This window comes from Caballeronia sp. INDeC2 (assembly GCF_023631325.1).
In the GTDB taxonomy this organism is placed as follows: Bacteria; Pseudomonadota; Gammaproteobacteria; order Burkholderiales; family Burkholderiaceae; genus Caballeronia.
This window is the reverse complement of record NZ_JALQDG010000031.1, coordinates 183,811-202,497: the sequence shown is the minus strand read 5'-3', so window position 1 is coordinate 202,497 and position 18,687 is coordinate 183,811. Positions and strand designations below refer to the sequence as shown.

Annotated in this window: 19 protein-coding genes; 10 read left to right on the top strand and 9 right to left on the bottom strand. The window is 64.8% G+C overall.

All coding sequences use genetic code 11. The annotated features are described in order from the left end of the window. Positions 1-165: 165 nt before the first annotated feature. Both NCS28_RS21235 and NCS28_RS21230 read left to right on the top strand, forming a co-directional pair. The gene (locus NCS28_RS21235; RefSeq protein WP_250515732.1) at positions 166-1,182 is read left to right on the top strand and encodes an AraC family transcriptional regulator; all 1,017 of its coding nucleotides are present in this window, start codon (positions 166-168) and stop codon (positions 1,180-1,182) included. Beyond that, positions 1,183-1,398, top strand: coding sequence for a GNAT family N-acetyltransferase (locus NCS28_RS21230; RefSeq protein WP_350029806.1), 216 nt, complete (start codon positions 1,183-1,185; stop codon positions 1,396-1,398). 9 nt (positions 1,399-1,407) lie between these two features. Here NCS28_RS21230 and NCS28_RS21225 read toward each other — a convergent pair whose 3' ends face one another. Beyond that, positions 1,408-2,322 (bottom strand): LysR family transcriptional regulator, encoded by a 915-nt coding sequence (locus NCS28_RS21225; RefSeq protein ID WP_250515730.1) that lies wholly within the window; start codon positions 2,320-2,322, stop codon positions 1,408-1,410. A gap of 140 nt (positions 2,323-2,462) precedes the next feature. Then, positions 2,463-3,872 carry an MFS transporter gene (locus NCS28_RS21220; RefSeq protein ID WP_250515729.1) on the bottom strand — a complete coding sequence of 470 codons (1,410 nt, stop codon included), beginning with the start codon at positions 3,870-3,872 and terminating at the stop codon, positions 2,463-2,465. 266 nt (positions 3,873-4,138) lie between these two features. On the opposite strand from NCS28_RS21220, the gene NCS28_RS21215 reads away from it, so the two are divergent. Then, the gene (locus NCS28_RS21215) at positions 4,139-4,906 is read left to right on the top strand and encodes an IclR family transcriptional regulator domain-containing protein (protein WP_250515728.1); all 768 of its coding nucleotides are present in this window, start codon (positions 4,139-4,141) and stop codon (positions 4,904-4,906) included. Between the two features lie 234 nt (positions 4,907-5,140). Next, the gene (locus NCS28_RS21210) at positions 5,141-5,677 is read left to right on the top strand and encodes a Spy/CpxP family protein refolding chaperone (protein ID WP_250515727.1); all 537 of its coding nucleotides are present in this window, start codon (positions 5,141-5,143) and stop codon (positions 5,675-5,677) included. A gap of 11 nt (positions 5,678-5,688) precedes the next feature. Here the strand turns inward: NCS28_RS21210 and NCS28_RS21205 are convergent, their stop codons facing one another. Beyond that, positions 5,689-6,378, bottom strand: coding sequence for a hypothetical protein (locus NCS28_RS21205; RefSeq protein ID WP_250515805.1), 690 nt, complete (start codon positions 6,376-6,378; stop codon positions 5,689-5,691). Then, positions 6,378-6,860, bottom strand: a complete 483-nt coding sequence (locus NCS28_RS21200) for a glycoside hydrolase family 108 protein (RefSeq protein WP_035502886.1) — start codon at positions 6,858-6,860, stop codon at positions 6,378-6,380. Before NCS28_RS21200 ends, NCS28_RS21205 begins: the two co-directional genes overlap by 1 nt. A 421-nt stretch (positions 6,861-7,281) precedes the next feature. Here NCS28_RS21200 and NCS28_RS21195 point away from each other — a divergent pair, with 421 nt between their 5' ends. Genes NCS28_RS21195 through NCS28_RS21185 form a run of 3 tightly spaced genes read left to right on the top strand, consistent with a single transcriptional unit; the run spans position 7,282 to position 9,845 of the window. Then, a complete protein-coding gene (locus NCS28_RS21195; RefSeq protein ID WP_250515726.1) occupies positions 7,282-7,668 on the top strand; it encodes a tellurite resistance TerB family protein in 387 nt (128 codons plus the stop codon). Positions 7,669-7,683: 15 nt separating this feature from the next. Further along, positions 7,684-8,271 (top strand): universal stress protein, encoded by a 588-nt coding sequence (locus NCS28_RS21190; protein ID WP_250515725.1) that lies wholly within the window; start codon positions 7,684-7,686, stop codon positions 8,269-8,271. Beyond that, entirely contained in the window at positions 8,229-9,845 is a 1,617-nt protein-coding gene (locus NCS28_RS21185; protein WP_250515724.1) for an alkaline phosphatase D family protein, read from the top strand. The genes NCS28_RS21190 and NCS28_RS21185 overlap by 43 nt, the downstream gene beginning before the upstream one ends. 14 nt (positions 9,846-9,859) lie before the next feature. Here the strand turns inward: NCS28_RS21185 and wrbA are convergent, their stop codons facing one another. Next, the gene (gene wrbA / locus NCS28_RS21180) at positions 9,860-10,462 is read right to left on the bottom strand and encodes an NAD(P)H:quinone oxidoreductase (protein WP_250515723.1); all 603 of its coding nucleotides are present in this window, start codon (positions 10,460-10,462) and stop codon (positions 9,860-9,862) included. Positions 10,463-10,640: 178 nt separating this feature from the next. On the opposite strand from wrbA, the gene NCS28_RS21175 reads away from it, so the two are divergent. The 3 genes from NCS28_RS21175 (at position 10,641) to NCS28_RS21165 (ending at position 13,177) form a co-directional block, all read left to right on the top strand. Beyond that, positions 10,641-11,279 (top strand): LysE family translocator, encoded by a 639-nt coding sequence (locus tag NCS28_RS21175; RefSeq protein ID WP_250515722.1) that lies wholly within the window; start codon positions 10,641-10,643, stop codon positions 11,277-11,279. Positions 11,280-11,282: 3 nt separating this feature from the next. Beyond that, positions 11,283-11,798: a CPBP family intramembrane glutamic endopeptidase gene (locus NCS28_RS21170; RefSeq protein ID WP_250515721.1), complete on the top strand. Its 516-nt coding sequence runs from the start codon at positions 11,283-11,285 to the stop codon at positions 11,796-11,798. A gap of 86 nt (positions 11,799-11,884) precedes the next feature. Next, positions 11,885-13,177, top strand: a complete 1,293-nt coding sequence (locus NCS28_RS21165) for an FUSC family protein (RefSeq protein ID WP_250515720.1) — start codon at positions 11,885-11,887, stop codon at positions 13,175-13,177. 27 nt (positions 13,178-13,204) lie between these two features. Here the strand turns inward: NCS28_RS21165 and zwf are convergent, their stop codons facing one another. From zwf to NCS28_RS21145, 4 genes are all read right to left on the bottom strand, one after another. Next, on the bottom strand, positions 13,205-14,680 hold the full coding sequence (gene zwf / locus NCS28_RS21160) for a glucose-6-phosphate dehydrogenase (protein ID WP_250515719.1): 1,476 nt from the start codon (positions 14,678-14,680) through the stop codon (positions 13,205-13,207). 176 nt (positions 14,681-14,856) lie between these two features. Beyond that, positions 14,857-15,756, bottom strand: a complete 900-nt coding sequence (locus tag NCS28_RS21155; protein WP_250515718.1) for a LysR family transcriptional regulator — start codon at positions 15,754-15,756, stop codon at positions 14,857-14,859. 89 nt (positions 15,757-15,845) lie between these two features. Then, a complete protein-coding gene (locus tag NCS28_RS21150) occupies positions 15,846-17,933 on the bottom strand; it encodes a 2Fe-2S iron-sulfur cluster-binding protein (protein WP_250515717.1) in 2,088 nt (695 codons plus the stop codon). Positions 17,934-18,005: 72 nt separating this feature from the next. Continuing rightward, positions 18,006-18,626 carry a glutathione S-transferase family protein gene (locus NCS28_RS21145; protein ID WP_250515716.1) on the bottom strand — a complete coding sequence of 207 codons (621 nt, stop codon included), beginning with the start codon at positions 18,624-18,626 and terminating at the stop codon, positions 18,006-18,008. Between the last annotated feature and the right edge of the window lie 61 nt (positions 18,627-18,687).

Here is an 18,687-nt window from a genome sequence, read left to right as displayed (position 1 = left end):
TCTCCAGTTTCCGAATGATGTGTCCAGCGTCGCCCTGATGGCGGGCACGGGCAGTATCCCGTTACCATCGCTTCGACGCCTGTCCGCGAGTCGCCGCGAATTGCCCGTTCGTCCGCTTCGTCTTCGCGCCGCGTCACGGCGATGCTTTCGAACGCGGGAGCCGACATGAGTCACGACATCCTTTCCGATGTGCTGCGCACGGTGCGCCTGCGAGGCGCGCTCTTCTTTCACGTGAGCGGCAATCGCAGCTGGGCCGCGGAGGCGCCGCCCGCGCGCGATATCGCGAGCATCGTCATGCCGGAATGCGAGCACGTGATGGAGTATCACGTCGTGACGCACGGCAACTGCTGGGGCGCGATCGTCGGCGAAGCGCCGGTGCGGCTTGCGAGCGGCGACATCATCGTGTTTCCGCATGGCGACGCGCACGTGATCTCGAGCGCCCCCGGCATTCGCGCCGAAGTGGACGTGACCGCGCTCTCGGCGAAGATCGACCAGTTGCCCTTCACGCTCACCTACGACGCGGTCGAAGCGCGCGACGATCCCTGTCCCGGCGATTCATACGAAACGATGCTCGTATGCGGCTTTCTCGGCTGCGATCTGCGTCCGTTCAATCCGCTGATCGCGACGTTGCCGCGGCTCTTGCATCTGAAGGAGACGGGTACGCAGGGCTGGATCAATCACTTCATGCAGCAGGCCGTGCTGGAATCGCGCCACAAGCGGCCGGGCGGCGAGGCGATGCTCGAACGCATGAGCGAAATGATGTTCGTCGATGCCGTGCGCCGTTATGTCGATGTCCTCCCCGACGAAAGTCGCGGCTGGCTCGCGGGCTTGCGCGATCGGTTCGTCGGCCGCGCGCTCGCCGTCATGCACGACGCGCCCGCGCATGACTGGACGGTCGAAGAGCTGGGCGAGCGCGTGGGTCTGTCGCGCTCGGCATTGCACGAGCGTTTCGTCGACATGATCGGCCTGCCGCCGATGCAATATCTCGTCAACTGGCGCATGCAGGTCGCGGCCGGACTGCTGCGCAACACGAATTCGACGATCGCGGCCGTGGCGCAGGACGTCGGCTACGCCTCCGAAGCGGCGTTCATACGCGCGTTCAAGCGTCTCGTCGGCAAGCCGCCCGCAACGTGGCGTCGCGAGAAGAGCCGCATAGAAGCCATGACACAAGCGCAGGCATGAATTCGGATTGACGCTCGCGGACTGGGCGTCGGACGGCGATTGCTCCAAGAGGCCGAACGGCACGCGCGTCGAAGCGGCGCTGAAGTCCTGCGTCTCGAAACCAACAAGGCGCTGACGCAGGCCGTCGGACTATATCGGCGATCGGGTTATGTGGAGGTTGCCGCGTTCAGCGACGAGCCTTATGCGGATCACTGGTTCGAGAAAGCATTGCGTTGACGCGTCGCGTCAGCTCGCGCCCGTCAACGCGATGACGAGATCGAGAAACGCGCGCGTCTTCGCCGGCGGATGGTGCCGCGACGGATAAAACGCATAGAGCGGAAAGCGCTCGTCGGGCCAGTCGGGAAAGAGATCGACGAGCTTGCCATCGGCGATCAGGTGTTCGTGGCCGAGCAGCAGAATCTGCGCGATGCCATAGCCCGAGAGAATCGTGCTCAGCATCGTGGCGGGATCGTTGAGGGTGAGACGGCCGCGCGTCTGCACGGTCAGGCGCTTCTTCTTGCGATGAAACTCCCACGCGAACGGCCGCCCCGTTTCGGGATCGCGAAACTCGATGCACGTGTGCGTGTTGTCGGCGAGCGCCTGCGGCGTCGCGGGCTTGCCGTGCCGCGCGATGTACGAAGGCGCGGCGACAGTGCGCACCGGCGTATCGAGCAGCTTGCGCGCGACGAGGCTCGAATCGCGCGGCTCGCCGAAGCGCACGGCGAGGTCGAAGCCGTCCGCGATGATGTCGCCGAGACGGTCGCTCGTAATGAGCTCCAGTTGCAGTTCGGGGTGCGCGCTCAGGAACGCATCGAGCTTGGGGCCGAGCAAGAGCCGCGAGAAGATCGGATCGATGTTCACGCGCAGGCGGCCGCGCACGGCCGTCGCGCCCTCCGATGCGCTCGCCGCGGCTTCCTCCAGTCCCGCGAGATGCGGCATGACGTGCTCGAAGAAACGCCGGCCGTCGTCGGTGAGCGACACGCTGCGCGTGGTGCGGTCGAAGAGACGGATCTTCAGGCGCGCTTCGAGACGCGCGATCGCGCGGCTCACACCGGGCTGCGACATGCCGAGACGATCGCCCGCCGCGGCGAAGGTGCCCGCATCGACAATCGCGGCGAACACGCCGATGCCGTTGAGGATGCGTTCGTTGAAGCCGGCCATTCATGCCTCCGCGTCATGGGTGAGAGGGCATTCATGTTATCGCGATGCGCGGCGCAGGCGCGGACACTAACCGGACGCGCAATAAAAAAACGGGCCCCGAAGGGCCCGGCAAATCACTCCAACACGGCCAACCCGATACGTTATGCGTGGTGCGCCTTCGCGACCTTATCCACGGACATCGAATCGGCGCGCAGACGTTCATATTCCTGCTCGCTCATTGGCACGGCGTCCTTCTTGCCCAGATCGTTCAGGCGGATGCGATACGTCTCACGCGCCGAGTAAGCCGCGATCGCCGCGATGATCGTCACGCCGAACGCGATCGCGCCGACCGTCAGCGGGATGTTGTTCGATCCCGGGGGCGCGACCGCGGCGAAGAGAGCGGGCAGAAGCGCGGTGATCGTGGTGCCGATGTTCTGCGCGATCGCCATCGCCGAAACACGCGAGCGGGTCGGGAACAGTTCCGGATAGAAGCTCGGGAAGATCGCGTTATAGCCTTGATACACGACGCCCCACATCAAGAGCGACATCAGGAACGCGAGCGGCACGCTGTGGATGCTGATTGCATAGAGATACGCGAACGCCAGCAGGCCGGAGACGAGCGAGCCGCCGATCATCATCGGGCGACGGCCGATCTTGTCCGACAGATTGCCGACGAACGGAATCACCAGCACCGCGACGACGTTGCCGACGACCGGAATCCACAAGTACACGCTCTTGTGAAAGCCGATGCCATACGAAGCCTGCACCGCATACGCCGCACCGAAGATCGTCGCGACGACGGGAATCACGTTCATCAGCGCCATGCAGACGACGCGGATCATGTCGGGCGTGCTGTTGGCGAACGCTTCCTTGATCGGCGATTTCGGCAGACCGCCGTGCGATTCTTCGGACGTGAACGCCGGCGTTTCGTGCACTTCCTTCCGGATGATGTAGCCCGCGACCAGCACGAACGCCGACAGCAGGAACGGCACGCGCCAGCCCCAGGAGTTGAACATGTCTTCCGGCATGAACGTGGCGAGCGGCAGGAACACGGCGGCGGCGAGAATCTGGCCGGCCTGCACGCCTTGCAGCGTGAAGCTCGCGTAATAGCCGCGGCGTCCGAACGGTGCGTGCTCCAGAATCATCGAGCTTGCGCCGGAGATTTCACCGGCCACCGCGAAGCCCTGAATCAGGCGCAAGACGACGAGCAACGCCGGTGCGAGCATGCCGACGCTGTGATACGTCGGCAGGAGACCGACGGCCATCGTCGAGAAACCCATCAGGAACATGCAGATGAGCAGCACGTTCTTGCGGCCGTGCGTATCGCCCAGATGGCCGAGCACGAATGCGCCGATCGGACGGGCGACGTAACCCACGCCGTACGTCGCGAGCGACGCGATGATGGCGACCTTCGGATTACCCGACGGGAAGAACAACTGCGGGAAAATAAGCGCTGCTGCCTGGGCGTAAATGAAGAAGTCGTAGTACTCCAGCGCCGAGCCGATCCAACCGCTCGCGGTCGCTTTTTTCGCCTGGCGGCCGCCGTGCGCGTCTTCCTTAGGGCTAGCCATGTAGATGTCTCCGAACAATGGGTTTATGGAGTTGAGCCTGAAACCTGGCCGAGCGGCGGGCATTCGGAACATCTGAATTGCGCGTCGCTCTGAGAGTGATTGGAGAATAAGAGCGCAACCCCTTTCCATCAACGATTTATGATAAATTTTGCGCGATTATCGCACGCGTGTGTCCGATAATCGATCACTTTGGGGGTTAGCACTAGCAAATGGCTTCGTCGAGCGCCGAAACACCGCGCGTTCCATAACTAAACAGACATGTCAGCATGACTAAACCGGAACTCGACAAACGCGACTGGATCGCCGGTCTCGAAAAGGGTCTCGCGATCCTCGAAGCCTTCGACGATCAGCACGCGCGCATGACGCCTACACAAGCCGCGATGCGCACCGGCCTCACGCGCACGGCGGCGCGCCGCTATCTCCTGACGCTCGCGCATCTCGGCTACGTGCAGACCGACGGCAAGCTCTTCAATCTCACGCCGCGCGTGCTGCGCATGGGCTGGTCGTATTTCGAATCGGCGCGGCTGCCGCGCATCGTGCAGCCTTACTTGCAGCAGTTGAGCGCGTTGATCCACGAATCGGTGTACGTGAGCGTGCTCGACGACTGGGATCTCGTGATCATCGCGCGCAACGGCTCCACGCGCGTGATGACGACGGGCTTCGTGCTCGGCGCGCGCGTGCCGGCCGCGCTGATGTCGGGCGGCATCGCGATGCTCGCTTACATGGACGAGACATCGGTGCGCGGCTGGCTCGACGCGACCGAGTTCAAGCCCTTCACGCCGCTCACGATCACCAACAAGGAAAGGCTCTACGAAAAGATCCGGCAGGCGAGGGTCGACGGCTACGTCGAGATCGAGCAGCAATTGCAGATGGGCGTGCGCGGCATCGCAGTGCCAATGAAGAACCGGCACGGTGAGGTGGTGGCGGCGTTGTCGGCGAACATGCCGATCGGAAAGGAGACGGGCGCGGCCGCGCTTGCCCGCGTGTTGCATCCGTTGCAGGAGACGGCGTTGTCGATGTTGAATGTGATCTAGTTGGGTCGTGTTCAGCGTGAAGGTGAGGGTTTTCGGGAACATGCGGTTCGGACGTGCCCGAAGCCCGTGTTTCAAAGGCTTTTCGGCGAGGGCCGACGCTCCAGAGGTGAGGGTTTTCGGGAGGGCCGAACGCCCTCACTTTCCCCTAATTCCCCCTCCCTACACTCCTTTCCATGGTTACCGCGACAAACCCGGTCAACCACATCGGACATCGACAGAGGAAAGGGGAACGAAATGACTCAGCTCAACGCATCGGCGAACTCGCGCAAGGCACAACGCACCGGCCTGCTTCTCAAACTCTCGGCGGTAAGCATCGTCACCGCGCTCTCGCTCGGGCTCGGCTCCGCGCCGGTCTACGCACAGGCGCTGCCGATGGATAACAGCGCAGCCGTTCACCCACAGCCGCTCGACATGCGCACGCTGCACGGTCAACTGAACCTCACGGCCGATCAGGAAGTGCAATGGCAAGCCGCGCTCGACGCCATGCGCGAGAGCCATTCATCCGAGCGCATGAACGCGGACCAGATGCAGGCGCGCATGCAGACGATGCTCAAGCAGCCGATCCTCGATCTCCCCGCGCTGCACGCGATGGACCAGAAGATCCGTCAGCAGGACGCGCCGTTATCGGAGCAATCCGCGAAAGCGTGGCTCAAGTTCTACGGCAGCCTGAACGATCAGCAGAAGACCACCTTCAGCGATGCGATCCGGCCGCAGTTCGAGAACATCGCGCATCATCCGGCGCGTCCCTACGATCCGCGAACCGGACTTTGACGCGAAGAAGTTCACGACGCGCCCGTGAAGATCGGGCCTTGTCCGCCCGGGATGAATGCGCGCGGCGCATGATCGGCGTTCGCGCCGGACTGATCGCGCGTGGCCGTCGCCGGCGCGGGATCGCGCAACGTGACGGCTGTCTCCGGCGTGATCGGCACGCTCGGTTGCGCGAGCAGTTCGGTCTTGCGCATCGAGCCCGCCGACGTCCCGAAGTAATACCCGATGATGCTGATCCACGCGGTCCCGAGCGCGCCGACCACGACGTTCACGAGATCGCGATTCGCCTCGGGCAACGCACGAAGCGCCATCAACAGCAGGATGCCGAAGAAGCCGCCCGTGACGCACATCGCGAGGACCTTCGGCACCCAGTCCTTGTTCGCGATGCCCATTGCGCGCGCATCGGCACGGTCGCCCGCCGCAATGCGCGCCATGTCCGCTTCGAACGACAGGCGCGCCTGCGCCGCCGCGACCACCAGTTGTTGCAACTGCAACGAATTCGCGCTTTCCGCCTGACTGATCTTGTCGAGCGCGGCGGGATCGTTGAGCGCGGTCTCGACGACATCCGGATCGCTCGGCGTGCCGAGCGCATGCGAGATGATCGCGGCCGCCGTCGTCACGCCGAGCCCGACCGGCCCGCCGATGAGACCCGCGAGAAGAGGCGCCTTGGCGCCGATGCTTGCCGCCACTTTCGTCCAGTCCATCATGCTGCTCCCAGAAGAAGATTCGTCGCCATGCGGTCGGTCCAGCCGCGGCTGAACGTCGGCCACGCATGCAGGCCCTTCAGATAACGCAATCGATACGCGATGAAGCGCAGGACGAAGCGCATCGGATCGGCGGCTTTCACGGCATCGACCGTATCGGGGCCGAACTTGCCGTCTTCCTTCGCGCCCGATGCCTTCTGCATCCACAGCACGACGAGACCGCCGTTGTAGTTCGCATCGAAGATCTGGAAGGCGACGCGCGGATCGAATTCGTCGAGATGCAGCGGGTCCCAGTACTTCTGTTTGGCGATGCGCTTGGCGAGTTCGAGCGGCAAGTCCTTCATCGCGCCGGCATAACCGTAGCCGCGCGCGACGCGCGCGGTCACGCCCCACATCGTTTCGCCGCCCGGGTCCGCGGGATGGAACGAGTACCCGCCTTCGCTGCCGATCAGCGCTTCGAAAGCGTCATCGAAATTGTTCATGGTGATCTCCTTGGCGCCTGCGCGTGCCGCCGGTGACTCGCGATACGAAGGCCGCGGCGCCGGAAGGAACGGGCCGGCGCACGAGGCGGCCGGCCCGGTCGCGTCAAACAGTGGCAGGCAGTCATGACGCGACGGCCATGCCTTATGCATCGGCTATGCCAGTCGTTGGGTGAAACGTGTCCGGGCCTTGTGCGGCAAGGCTCCGGCAGCGCACGAAGGCGCGCGAAGAAAATCGAACTGTCGTGCGCCGGCCAACGCTTTGCAGCGCGGTTGTTCGGTCTGCTCATACATCGATCCATGCGCGACACGCTCATTCGATGCTCATTCTCCACGCTTACGATGCGAAGCATCCAGGCGGCGCGGTCCCATCGAAACCATCGCACTGCCTTTCGTTGACGACGTTCCATCGAGGAGAAATGCCATGCGTCACTACCCATCGGATAGTCCCCGCGCGGCCGCGCGCATCGTCGTGATGTCGCTGATCGCGGACGGCCATATCGGCAGTGCGGAAATCGAAGAGCTCGAACGGCGCGGCTTCTATGCGCGGCTCGGGCTGCATGCAGGCGAGTTGCATGAAGTCGTGCGCGAAGTCTGCGAAGACCTCACGCGTTGTTCCTTTCTCACGTGGGACGACGTGTGTCGGGTCGATCCACGCGTCGTGCGACAGCTCGCGGAAGAAGTGCGCGACGAACGCATGCGGCGCGACGTGCTCACGCTCTGCGAATCGGCCGTGGTCGCGGACGGCGTGATGACTTGCACCGAGGCCGCCGTGATCGATGCGGTAAAGCACGCGTGGCGCATGCATTGAATCGGAGACGACATCATGCAACAGCACATTCTCGTCGCAGTGGGTCCGGATAACAGCCACGCAGCGCTCGCGCTCGGCATCGCGCGGGCTCGCGAATGCAATGCGCGCCTCACGGCGCTTCATGTGGTGGACCGTATGCCTTTCTGGGCGATATCGTCCGCGCAGTACGACTTCGGCGCGGCGCTCGCGCATGTCGACGAACTCGCGCGCGAAGTCGAGAAGCGCACGCTTCAGGCGATACGCGCGTCGAGCATCAACGGCGTGTGCGTGACGATAGACCTGCCAGGCGGCACGACGCTCGCGCGCGTAATCGCGCATGCGGCGCGCGAGTTCGATGCGGACCTCATCGTGATCGGCCGCACGAAGGCCACGAACTGGCGCTTCTGGGAAGATAGCGTGTCGGATGCGGTGAGCCGTCATAGCAATCGTCGCGTGCTCATCGCATCGAATCATGCGGGCAATGAAGCGCCCGTTGAAACAAAAGCGACACCGTTACGCTTTACCATCGTCGATTCGACGCAGCGCGTCACTTCACCATACAGTTCGAGAGGAAGTTCGCCATGCCGGATCGCATCGTCAAGCCGTCCCGACGCACCTTGCTGAAGGGTCTCGTTTCCGGCACGGGGCTCGCGCTCACGGGCGCGGGTCTCGCCGATGCCCTCGCGCAAGGCGTCGCCCCCGCCGTCGTCACCGCCGACAAGTTGCGTCCGCAACTACCCGGCGGCGTGATGAGCGGCGATGTCACGGCGACGAGCGGCATCGTCTGGAGCCGCTCGGACCGTCCGGCGCGCATGATCGTCGAGTATTCGACGAGCGAGCGCTTCGAGACGTTTCAGCGGCGCATCGGGCCGGCCGCGCTCGACAGCAGCGACTTCACGGCACGCGTCGATCTGACCGGTCTGCCGCCGGGCGCAGACGTGTTCTATCGGGTGCGCTTTCAGGATCTCGTAGATGGCAAGGCCTACAGCGAGCCGATGACGGGACGCTTGCGCACGGCATCGCTCGATGCGAACAAGCCGATCACCTTCGTCTTCTCCGGCGATGAAGCGGGGCAGGGCTGGGGCATCAACGAGCGCTTCGGCGGCTATCGCATCTATGAGGCGATGCGCCGCGAAGCGCCCGACTTCTTCATCCATCAGGGCGATCAGATCTACGCGGACAGCGTGATCGAGCCGGAAGTGAAGCTGCCCGACGGCACGATGTGGACCAACATCGTCACCGAAGGCAAGTCGCATGTCGCGCAGACGCTCGACGACTATCGCGCGGCTTTCGCCTACAACCAGCTCGACAGGAACAAGCGCCGCTTCGCCGCGGAAGTGCCGTTCCTCGTGCAATGGGACGATCACGAAGTGCGCAACAACTGGTATCCGGGCCAGCGAATAGGCGACGCGGAGAAGCGTTATCAGACGCGCTCGATCAACCTGCTCGAAGCGCGCGCGAAGCAGGCGATGTTCGAATACAACCCGTATCGCATCGATCAGCTCGATCCGGAGCAGGTGTATCGCGGTTTTCAGTTCGGTCCGCTGCTCGATGTCTTCATGCTCGACGAGCGTTCGTATCGCGGCGCGAACTCGCCGAACCGGCAGATGCGTCTCGATGCCGATTCGGCCTTTCTCGGCTCGCAGCAGACGGCGTGGCTGAAGGCATCGTTGAAGGCGTCGCGCGCGACGTGGAAGGTGATCGCGAGCGACATGCCGATCTCGCTCGTCGTGCCCGATGCCAATCCCGACGTGCCGAAGGGCACGTTCGAGGCATGGGCCAATGCGGACAACGGCGCGCCGCTCGGACGCGAACTGGAGCTCGCGGAGATCCTGCGCTTCATCAAGCAGGAAGACATCAGGAACGTCGTGTGGATCACGGCGGACGTGCACTACGCACAGGCCACGCATTACGATCCGTCGCGCGCGAAGTTCACCGAGTTCAAGCCGTTCTGGGAATTCGTCGGCGGGCCGATCAACGCGGGCACGTTCGGACCCAACGATCTCGACACGACGTTCGGGCCGGAACTGCGCTACGTGAGCGTGCCGAACGACAACCCGCAGAATCGCTCCCCCGCGTCGTTGCAACAGTTCTATGGCCGCGCGAAGATCGATCCCGCGAGCCGCGCGATGACCGTCTCGCTGCACGATCTGAACGGCAAGCCGCTCTACGAAGTGAAGCTCGACGTCGAAGCCTGAACGCGGCGTCGATGCTATCCCGCGAGCTTCGTCGCCAGTTCGGCGACATGCTTTCCTTGATAGCGCGCGATATCGAGTTCGTTCTGCGTAGGCTGGCGGCTGCCGTCGGCGGATGCCATCGTGGTCGCGCCGTAGGGCGTACCGCCTGAAATCTCGCTCATATTCGTGAGCCCGGCGCATGCATACGGCACGCCGACGATCACCATGCCGTGATGCAGCAGCGTGCTATGAAACGACGTGATCGTGGTTTCCTGCCCGCCGTGCTGCGAAGCCGTCGACGAAAACACGCTGCCGATCTTGCCGATGAGCGCGCCTTTGCCCCACAACCCGCCGGTCTGATCGAGAAAGGTGCGCATCTGGCCGGCCATGTTGCCGAAGCGCGTCGGCGTGCCGAAGATGATCGCGTCGTAATCCGCGAGTTCGTCGACGGTCGCGACGCTCGCCTGCTGATCGAGCTTCACGCCGATCTTCGCGGCCTGATCGGCGGGAATCGTTTCGGGCACGCGCTTCAACGTGACCTCCGCGCCGGCGACGCCACGCGCGCCTTCGGCTATTGCCTGCGCCATCGTTTCGACGTGGCCGTACATCGAATAGTAGAGAACCAGAACTTTCGCCATGATGTGTCCTTGTGTGAGGGTGCATCCGATGGAGATACGAGGCTCGTTGCGCGCCTTCAAAGATAGCACCGCATGCATCCGCAAGGAACTGGCCTGCCCGCGCGAACGCCAGGCGTTCATGGACGCGCGCGCGTTTCTCCGGTCAAATATCGAGAATCGAAACGGAGACACGACCGCCATGAACGGCCACGCCTTGCTCAGCGCAAATTTGCTCATCGCGTATTCGGCGTATTTCGTCGGGACGGCGAGTCCCGGGCCGAGCAATCTCGCGATCATGTCGATCGCGAGCACGTCGGGCAGGCGCGCGGCATTCGCGTTCGCGGCGGGCGTCATGTCCGGCTCGTTCTTCTGGGCGATGCTCGCGGCGCTCGGCCTCTCCGCCGCGCTCACTGCGTACTCGGGCTTTCTCGTCGGCGTGAAAATTTGCGGCGGGTTGTACCTGCTGTGGCTCGCATTCAAATCGGGGCGCGCCGCGCTGAAGCCTCCGCTGCGGCAATCATCGGCGGATGCGCGGGGGCAAAGCGGGCGCAGGCTTTATGCGCGCGGCGCGCTCCTGCATCTCACCAACCCGAAGGCGATTCTCGTGTGGATGTCGGTGGCGGCGCTCGGCTCGTCGGCGGGCGAAGGGCCGGGACATATGCTCGTGGTCGTCGCGGGGTGTCTGTGCATCGGCGTGTGCGTGTTCGGCGGATATGCCGCGCTCTTCTCGATGGCGTCCGCGCGGCGCCTCTACACGCGCGTCCAGCGCGGCCTCGATGCGTGCCTCGCGCTCGTGTTCGGCGCGGCGGGCATTCGCCTGCTGACTTCGCGCGTGTGACGCATGAACCGGCTCGCGCGCGCATCGTTGCTTTCGGCCGAATCGGCGTTTGCGTTTCTGACGCGTCTGCCGACGCCCGTGCTGATCGTCGTCGCCGTCATCGCGGGCTATGCGGCGAATATCGTCGCGATGGGACTCGTGATGCTGATCGCGCCCGATGTCCCGGTCGGCGGTCCGCATCTCCCGTTACAGGGCATCGGGTTCGTCGCGGCGCTGATCGTCGCGTGTGCGATCATGCCGCCCATCGAAACGTTCGTTTTTCAGTGGGCGATCATCGTTTTCGTGCGGCGCAAGCTGCGCTGGCGCATTGCGTGGGCGGTGTCGGTGTCGGCCATCGCGTTCGGGCTCGCGCACACGTATAGCGTGCCGTACATGGTGCGCGCGGCGGCGGGCGGCCTCGTGCTTGCGACGGTATTCGTCGTCGAGCAGGAAAAGCGCGGCTCGCCGTTCTGGGTCGTGACGGCCGTGCATGCGTTCCACAACCTCATCACGGCGTTTGCCCTCTCGCAGCTCGTGTAGCGGATTTGCCGCATCGCGTGCGGTTCGGCTTTGCATCTGGACGATCGGCGGCTACGCTCGAACCAGACGCCCTGATCGCCACAACGATGCCGACCGACGATTCTTCCCGCAGCGCCCGCCCGATTCCGCCCGAAAGCGCCGAAGCCGTGGCTGCGTACGTCCACATGGTGCGCGACGCATTCGCCGCGCTCGGACGCGAACTCATCGCGATCAGACCGACGCCCGCGCGCGCGCTCTTCGCCACGCAGGCGATGCTGTCCGTCGGGCTCGCGGTGGCGCTCGCCTATGCGTTCCACTTAAGCAACATCTGGTGGGCGGCGATCAGCGGCTTTGCGGTGATGCAGTCGAAATTCTCCGCGTGCGCGCAGCGCGGCGTGCACCGCGTGGTCGGCACGGTCGCGGGCGCGATCATCGGCGCGGTGGCGGGCGCGACGGTCGGCGACGTGCCTTGGCTCTTCGTGCCGCTGCTCGGCGTGATCGTGGGCGTGTCGGTGTATCGCGCGCTCGTGTCGGATGCGGGCTACGCGTGGGTGCTGGGCGCGGTGACGTCGCTGATGGTGACGTTCGAGGCGCATCGGCTCGTATCGGCGGCGGCGACGGCGTCGTTCGCGCTGCTGCGGGTCGCGGAAGTCGTCGTCGGGACGGTGGCGTGCGTGGCCGTGTCGGCGCTCTTTCATGCGGGCGTGCAGCACTATCGCAAGTCGCGGGGCGCGCCGCCGGTGCCGCGCGCGCAGGCGGCATCCACGGTGGATCGCGTCGATGGCGTCAACGCGCAAGCCGTCACCGTCATTCCGTCCGATGCGGCCCAGGCCGTGCAGGCGCTCGACGCGACGCACGTCGCCCGCGCCGAGCAGATCGCGCTCGCGATGCGCAAGCGCCTCGCGTGGCAGGGCGCGTGGTCGGTGATGATCCTGGCATCGCTCGCCTACACGTGGGATCTGTCCGGCTTCGCGCAGGCGATGGTGACGGCGGTCGCCGTGCTGATCCTGCCCGCATCGGCGCTCGGCAAGCCGACGCGCAAGCCGATCGCCGAGCGCATGATCCAGCGCTTCATCGGCTGCCTGCTCGCGGGCGCGGTGAGTCTCGCGCTGCTGCCGCTATTGGGCGATAACGCGTTCGCCTGCATGGTCGCGCTGTGCGCGGGCGTGTGGATCGGCTGTCACGTGCAGACTGGCTCGCAGGGCGCGAGCTATGTCGGGCGGCAGTTCGGCATCGCGTTCATCATGGTGTTCGTGCAGGACCATCATTGGTCGTCGGACCCGATGCCGGCGCTGATGAGGCTCGTGGGGATTCTGGGCGGGATCGTGGTGTTGTCGGCGGTGATGGCCGCAGGGGCGGCGTGGGCCGCGAAGCGGACATCGCGCGTCGCGATGCGGTGAACGAACACCACCGCATCGCGCAATGACTCAAGCCTCTTCCGCCCAGGCCTGATTCTCCCGCGCCATCAACGCACTCGACGCCGCCGGTCCGAACGTCCCCGCCGTGTACCCGCGCGGCCGGTCGCCCAGCTCCTTCCAGCCGTTGAGAATCGGCTCGACCCACGTCCACGCGGCTTCCAGTTCGTCGCGACGCATAAAGTGCGTGAGCCTGCCGCGAATCACGTCGATCAACAAGCGCTCGTAAGCCTCCGCGCGCCGTTGCGTCATGGCCTGTTGCAGATCGAGGTTGAGCGTGACCGGCTGCATGTGCATGCCGCTGCCCGGTTCCTTCGCCAGCATCTGCAACTGGATCGACTCTTCCGGCTGCAGCGTGATCGTCAGCCGGTTGCCATAGTGACGCGGACCATCCGGAATGATCGAGAACGGCAGATCCGCGAAATCGATGACGATCTCCGAGCGGCGATTCTGCATGCGCTTGCCGGTGCGCAGGAAGAACGGCACATTCGCCCAGCGCCAGTTGTTGATATGCGCGCGCAATGCGACGAACGTCTCCGCGCGGCTGTCGGCGGGCACGTTCTGCTCTTCGAGATAACCTTTCACCGCCTCGCCGCCGACCGCGCCCGCCGTGTATTGGCCGCGCACGGTGTCGCGCGCGATATCGGCTACGGTCATCGGCCGCAGCGATTTCAGCACCTTCAGTTTTTCGTCGCGCACGGCGTCAGGATCGAGCGACACCGGCGGCTCCATCGCGACGATGCACAGCAGTTGCAGCAAGTGGTTCTGCACCATGTCGCGCAACGCGCCTGTGTGATCGTAGAAGCCCGCGCGGCTGCCCACGCCGACCGTCTCCGACACCGTGATCTGCACGCTCTTGATATACGGCGCCTGCCACAGCGGCCCGAAGATCGCATTGCCGAAGCGCAGCACCATCAGGTTCTGCACGGTTTCCTTGCCGAGATAATGGTCGATGCGATAAATCTGCTCTTCCTTGAAGTGCTTGCCGACGGCATCGTTGATCGCGCGCGCGGACGCGAGATCGTGTCCGAGCGGCTTTTCCAGCACGACGCGCGCGTGATCGTCGATGATTCCGGCGCTGTCGAGGTTCTCGCAGATGGTCACGAAAAGCTCGGGCGACGTCGAAAGATAAAGCACGCGCTGCGAGTCGGGGCGCACGGCCTGCGCGAGACGCTCGAAATCGCCGGGATTCTCGATGTCGACGCGCACGTAGTCGAAGAGCGCGAGGAATTTGTCCCACGACTGGGCATCGAACGCCTTCGCGTCGATGAACGGACGCGCCTGTTCTTCCATGAAATTCTTGAGGTAATCCTCGCGCGTCCAGTCCTTGCGGCCGATCGCGAGAATGCGCGTGTCGGCGGGCAGGTTGCAATGCATGTGCGCCATGTAGAGCGCCGGCAGCAGCTTGCGCGCCGCCAGGTCTCCGCCGCCGCCGAAGATGATCATGTCGAGCGGGCGTTCATTCGAGGGAGAAGTTGGATTCGTCATGGTGCGTGAGCCGGTAAAGGTTCGGGAAAGCCGAAAGCGCGCCGATCGGTGCGATCGTTCGAGACAGCTATGTTGCATGTTTTGCCGGTACTTTGCACGGCAGTCGTGCTAACGGACGTTCGATTCGCCGGGCGATGGACGAAATGTCATCTGCCGGCGCACATGTTTAGCGCGTTTCAGCGCAACGATTCGTCCGCGCGCAGCTTCGTCACGGCGAGGTCGAGGAACGCGCGGACCTTCTGCGTGACGTGGCGTCCTTCGCGATGCACGAGATGGATCGGCAAGGGCGGCGGCTCGAATTCGGGCAGCACGATCGCGAGACGCCCTTCGGCCACATGCTGCGCGACCTGATACGACAGGAGCCGCGCGATGCCGAAATCCGCGAGCGCGGCGGCGATCGCGGAATCGTTCGTGGTCGTCGTGAAACGCGGATGCGCGCGCACGACCAGCTGCCGCTCGCCGTCGTGCAGACGCCATTCCGGCGGCGACGACGAGCCCGTCGACGCGATGATCACGTGGCCCGCGAGATCGTCGGGATGACGCGGCGTGCCGTGCGCGGCGAGATAGCCGGGCGATGCGCACAGCACGCGCCGAACGCGCCCGACGTTGATCGCCTGCAACGACGAATCCGGCAATTGCGCGATACGCACTGCCACGTCGATGCCCTCGTCGACGAGATTCACCACACGGTCGACGAACCAGCAGCTCGCATCGGCTTCGGGATAACGGCGCAGATAGTCGAGCACGATCGGCGTGACGTGCAGCCGGCCGAACATCACCGGCGCGGTGATGGAGAGCAGGCCGCGCGGCGACGAATGCGTGCCGGTCGCGGAAAGCTCGGCGGTATCGATCTCGCCGATGATGCGCCGGCAATCCTCGAAATAGCCGCTGCCTGCATCGGTGAGACGCACGACGCGCGTCGTGCGCGTGAGCAGGCGCACGCCGAGATGCTCCTCCAGCTCCGTCACGACACGGCTCACTACAGACGGCGAGACATCGAGCTTGCGCGCCGCCGATGCGAAGCCACCGGTCTCGACCACCGTGACGAAGGTCGTCATTGCCTGTAAACGGTCCATGGAAAAGCACGAGCCATGCGAGCATGAGATGCCGTGCATTCTCGGGGATATGCGCGCGAGGCACAATCCACGACCGCTTTACGATTCGATCAAAGTTCGAGTTCGAGCTTGCCGCCGTCATCCGCGGCGGGCAGCGCGCAGCAGATCAAAGCTTCGTCGTCGCCGACATGGAAAGCCGGCTCGCTTTCATACGACACCGCGCCTTGCACGATGGGCGTTCTGCATGTGCCGCACGTGCCGCCCCGGCAGTTGAATTCCGGCGACAGGCCGCTCGCTTCCGCGAGTTCCAGCAAGGTGCCGCTGCCGGGCTTCCACTGCGCGCTCGTGCCCGACCTGACGAATTCGATCTTCACCGGCTCGGTCGCGGCCGGGCGCATCGGCTTTACGTCGGCGCCGCGATCCGCCGTGCGCTTGAGCGCCGACGGACCGAACGCCTCCGCGTGAATGCGTCCGTCAGAGACATTCAGCGCGCGCAGGCCGTCGTAGATCGATTGCATGAACGCGCCCGGGCCGCACAGATAGAAGTCGTAGTCGTTGAAGGGCAGGCGGCTCGTCAGCAGGTCGATGTCTATGCGCCCCGATGCATCGAAATCGCGCCCGAGCTGCGCGCCGTTCGTGTCGCTCAGCACGCGGATCACGTTCACCGCGCCGCCCGCGGCTTGCGCGAGCGCGTCGATTTCCTGCGCGAACGCGCGGCTCGCGAGCGAATGCGCCGACACGATCATCCACACCGGACGAACGCGCCGCTTTCTCAAACCTTCATAGACCACGTGGCGCAGCATCGCGAGCATCGGCGTGATGCCGACGCCCGCCGCCATCAGCACGGCCGGACGTTGCTCGAACGGATCGATCGTGAAGTCGCCGGCGGGCGCGCGCGCTTCGATCACGTCGCCGACTTTCAGCGTGTCGTGCAGATGCGCGGATACGCGTCCGTCACGCTTCACGCTGATGCGATACCGCCCGTCCGATGGCGCGACCGACAGCGTGTACGTGCGGATCAGCGGTTTCGCATCCCCCGGCGGCGTGATGCGGATCGGCAGATGCTGGCCGGCCTTGTGGGCAACGATGCCCGCGCCATCGGCCGGTTCGAGATGGAACGAGCGGATCGCGTCGCTTTCATCGACGATCTTGCTCACGCGGAAATTGCGCCATACGGTCGCGAGCGAGGCCGCCTTCAGGCGCTCGGCCACTTGCGCCCAGTCGCCGGTCATCAGCGAATTGGGCGATGCGCCCTCGCTGCGCGCCTTCCACCGCACCGGCAACGCGCCCGCGCGATACGCGATGCGGCGCGGCGTAAAGCGCCACAGCCGCTCCGCGCCCTGGAACGCGGCGGTTTCGGGGGAATCGAGCAGCACCTCGGCGTCGCCCGCGAGTTGCAGCAGATCGCCGGTCTCGAAGTCGGCGAACACGAGGCCCGCGCGCCCGTTGACGAGAATGTTGCCGAGCGTGTTGAAGAAGAGATTGCCCGCGAAATCCGGGATGGTGAGCGCGCCGTCGCCGCCGAGGCGCACGAATCCCGGCTTGCCGCCGCGGTGCGACACGTCCACTTGCCGATGCCCGTCGTCGCGATCGAAATACGATGCGACGAAGAACGTGTCCGCGCCGGTGATCATTGCCTTGGCGCGCGGCGGAAGTTCATCGAACGTGACCGGCTGCACGGGCGAAGGCACGGCCGGATCGCGCACGAATTCGAAATCGCGCAGCTGGATGTACTGCGGGCAATTGCCGAAGCTCTGCTCGACGGCCACATCGAATTCAACATTCGCGCCGTCGCGACGGATCACGCCGTTCATGCGGTTGCGGCGGCGCGTGTGCAACTCGATCCCGAGCAGGCCGATCGACGCGCCATCGTTCATGCCGGCGTCGGCAGGATCGAGCGGATCGCGTGCGTGGCTCATCGACAGGGTTTTTGCATCCGGCGTGCGCATGAAGCCGGGATTCCCGGCGAGCAGCGTCGCCCACGGATCGCCGCGCTCGTCGACCGCGCCCGCCACGATGAACGGCAACTGCGCGAAGAACCGGCGATGCTGCTCCGGCATGTGATCGCGCACGACGCGTCGTCCGACGCCGTCCATGCGTTCGTCGACGCCGAAGGCTTTCTGAATGGCGATTTCGCCGGGATGCCACGGTGAGGATGTGACGGCCGATGAAACATCGGCGAGCGCGGAAGCGGACATGATCGTATGCCTCTTCGATTCGGACGCGGCGGCGGAACGCGAACTGCGGAGTGCGAAGCCGCCGCGCCAACTTTACGCCGCGAGACCCGCGGCTGTCTTTTGGAACGGCACGAAGCCGGGCAGCGCCTCGACGCGCGCCAGCCACGCGTTCACGTTCGTGTAGCCGGAGATGTCGACATTGCCTTCGGGCGCGCTCGAGATGTAGCTGTAGAGCGCGATATCCGCGATGGTCGGATGCGTCGCGCCGATATCCGCGATCCAGTCGCGCTGCGCCAACTCCGAATCGATCACCTTGAGCACGTTGTGCGCGCGGGCGATGACTTCCTCCGCGTTGAACTTCGCGCCGAACACGGTGATGAGACGCGCGGCGGCGGGGCCGAACGCGATCTGACCGGCCGCGACCGACAGCCAGCGCTGCACGGCGGCCGCTTCGGCGGGCGTGTCGGGCAGCCATGCCGTGTTGCGGGCTTTCTTCGCAAGATAGACGAGAATCGCGTTCGAATCGGCGATGATCGCGTCGCCATCGACGAGAACGGGAATCTGGCCGAAGCGGTTCAGCTTCAGATAGTCGGGCGTCTTGTGCGCGGCGGCCGCCAGATCGACAAATTCTTCTTCGTGCTCGACGCCGAGCAGATTTAGAAAGAGACGCGCGCGGTGCGCATGGCCGGACAGCGGATGGTAGTAGATCTTCACGGCGGATTCCCTGATTCGGTTGGCGGCCGGGAGACGTCCCGTCCGGTGAATCAAGTATCGG

Bases quoted from the DNA above. Each gene is read 5' to 3' on its own strand.
- NCS28_RS21235 (WP_250515732.1), top strand. From the start codon at position 166: ATGAGTCACGACATCCTTTCCGATGTGCTGCGCACGGTGCGCCTGCGA.
- NCS28_RS21225 (WP_250515730.1), bottom strand. From the start codon at position 2,322: ATGGCCGGCTTCAACGAACGCATCCTCAACGGCATCGGCGTGTTCGCC.
- NCS28_RS21220 (WP_250515729.1), bottom strand. From the start codon at position 3,872: ATGGCTAGCCCTAAGGAAGACGCGCACGGCGGCCGCCAGGCGAAAAAA.
- NCS28_RS21215 (WP_250515728.1), top strand. From the start codon at position 4,139: ATGACTAAACCGGAACTCGACAAACGCGACTGGATCGCCGGTCTCGAA.
- NCS28_RS21210 (WP_250515727.1), top strand. From the start codon at position 5,141: ATGACTCAGCTCAACGCATCGGCGAACTCGCGCAAGGCACAACGCACC.
- NCS28_RS21205 (WP_250515805.1), bottom strand. From the start codon at position 6,378: ATGGACTGGACGAAAGTGGCGGCAAGCATCGGCGCCAAGGCGCCTCTT.
- NCS28_RS21200 (WP_035502886.1), bottom strand. From the start codon at position 6,860: ATGAACAATTTCGATGACGCTTTCGAAGCGCTGATCGGCAGCGAAGGC.
- NCS28_RS21195 (WP_250515726.1), top strand. From the start codon at position 7,282: ATGCGTCACTACCCATCGGATAGTCCCCGCGCGGCCGCGCGCATCGTC.
- NCS28_RS21190 (WP_250515725.1), top strand. From the start codon at position 7,684: ATGCAACAGCACATTCTCGTCGCAGTGGGTCCGGATAACAGCCACGCA.
- NCS28_RS21185 (WP_250515724.1), top strand. From the start codon at position 8,229: ATGCCGGATCGCATCGTCAAGCCGTCCCGACGCACCTTGCTGAAGGGT.
- wrbA (WP_250515723.1), bottom strand. From the start codon at position 10,462: ATGGCGAAAGTTCTGGTTCTCTACTATTCGATGTACGGCCACGTCGAA.
- NCS28_RS21175 (WP_250515722.1), top strand. From the start codon at position 10,641: ATGAACGGCCACGCCTTGCTCAGCGCAAATTTGCTCATCGCGTATTCG.
- NCS28_RS21170 (WP_250515721.1), top strand. From the start codon at position 11,283: ATGAACCGGCTCGCGCGCGCATCGTTGCTTTCGGCCGAATCGGCGTTT.
- NCS28_RS21165 (WP_250515720.1), top strand. From the start codon at position 11,885: ATGCCGACCGACGATTCTTCCCGCAGCGCCCGCCCGATTCCGCCCGAA.
- zwf (WP_250515719.1), bottom strand. From the start codon at position 14,680: ATGACGAATCCAACTTCTCCCTCGAATGAACGCCCGCTCGACATGATC.
- NCS28_RS21155 (WP_250515718.1), bottom strand. From the start codon at position 15,756: ATGGACCGTTTACAGGCAATGACGACCTTCGTCACGGTGGTCGAGACC.
- NCS28_RS21150 (WP_250515717.1), bottom strand. From the start codon at position 17,933: ATGTCCGCTTCCGCGCTCGCCGATGTTTCATCGGCCGTCACATCCTCA.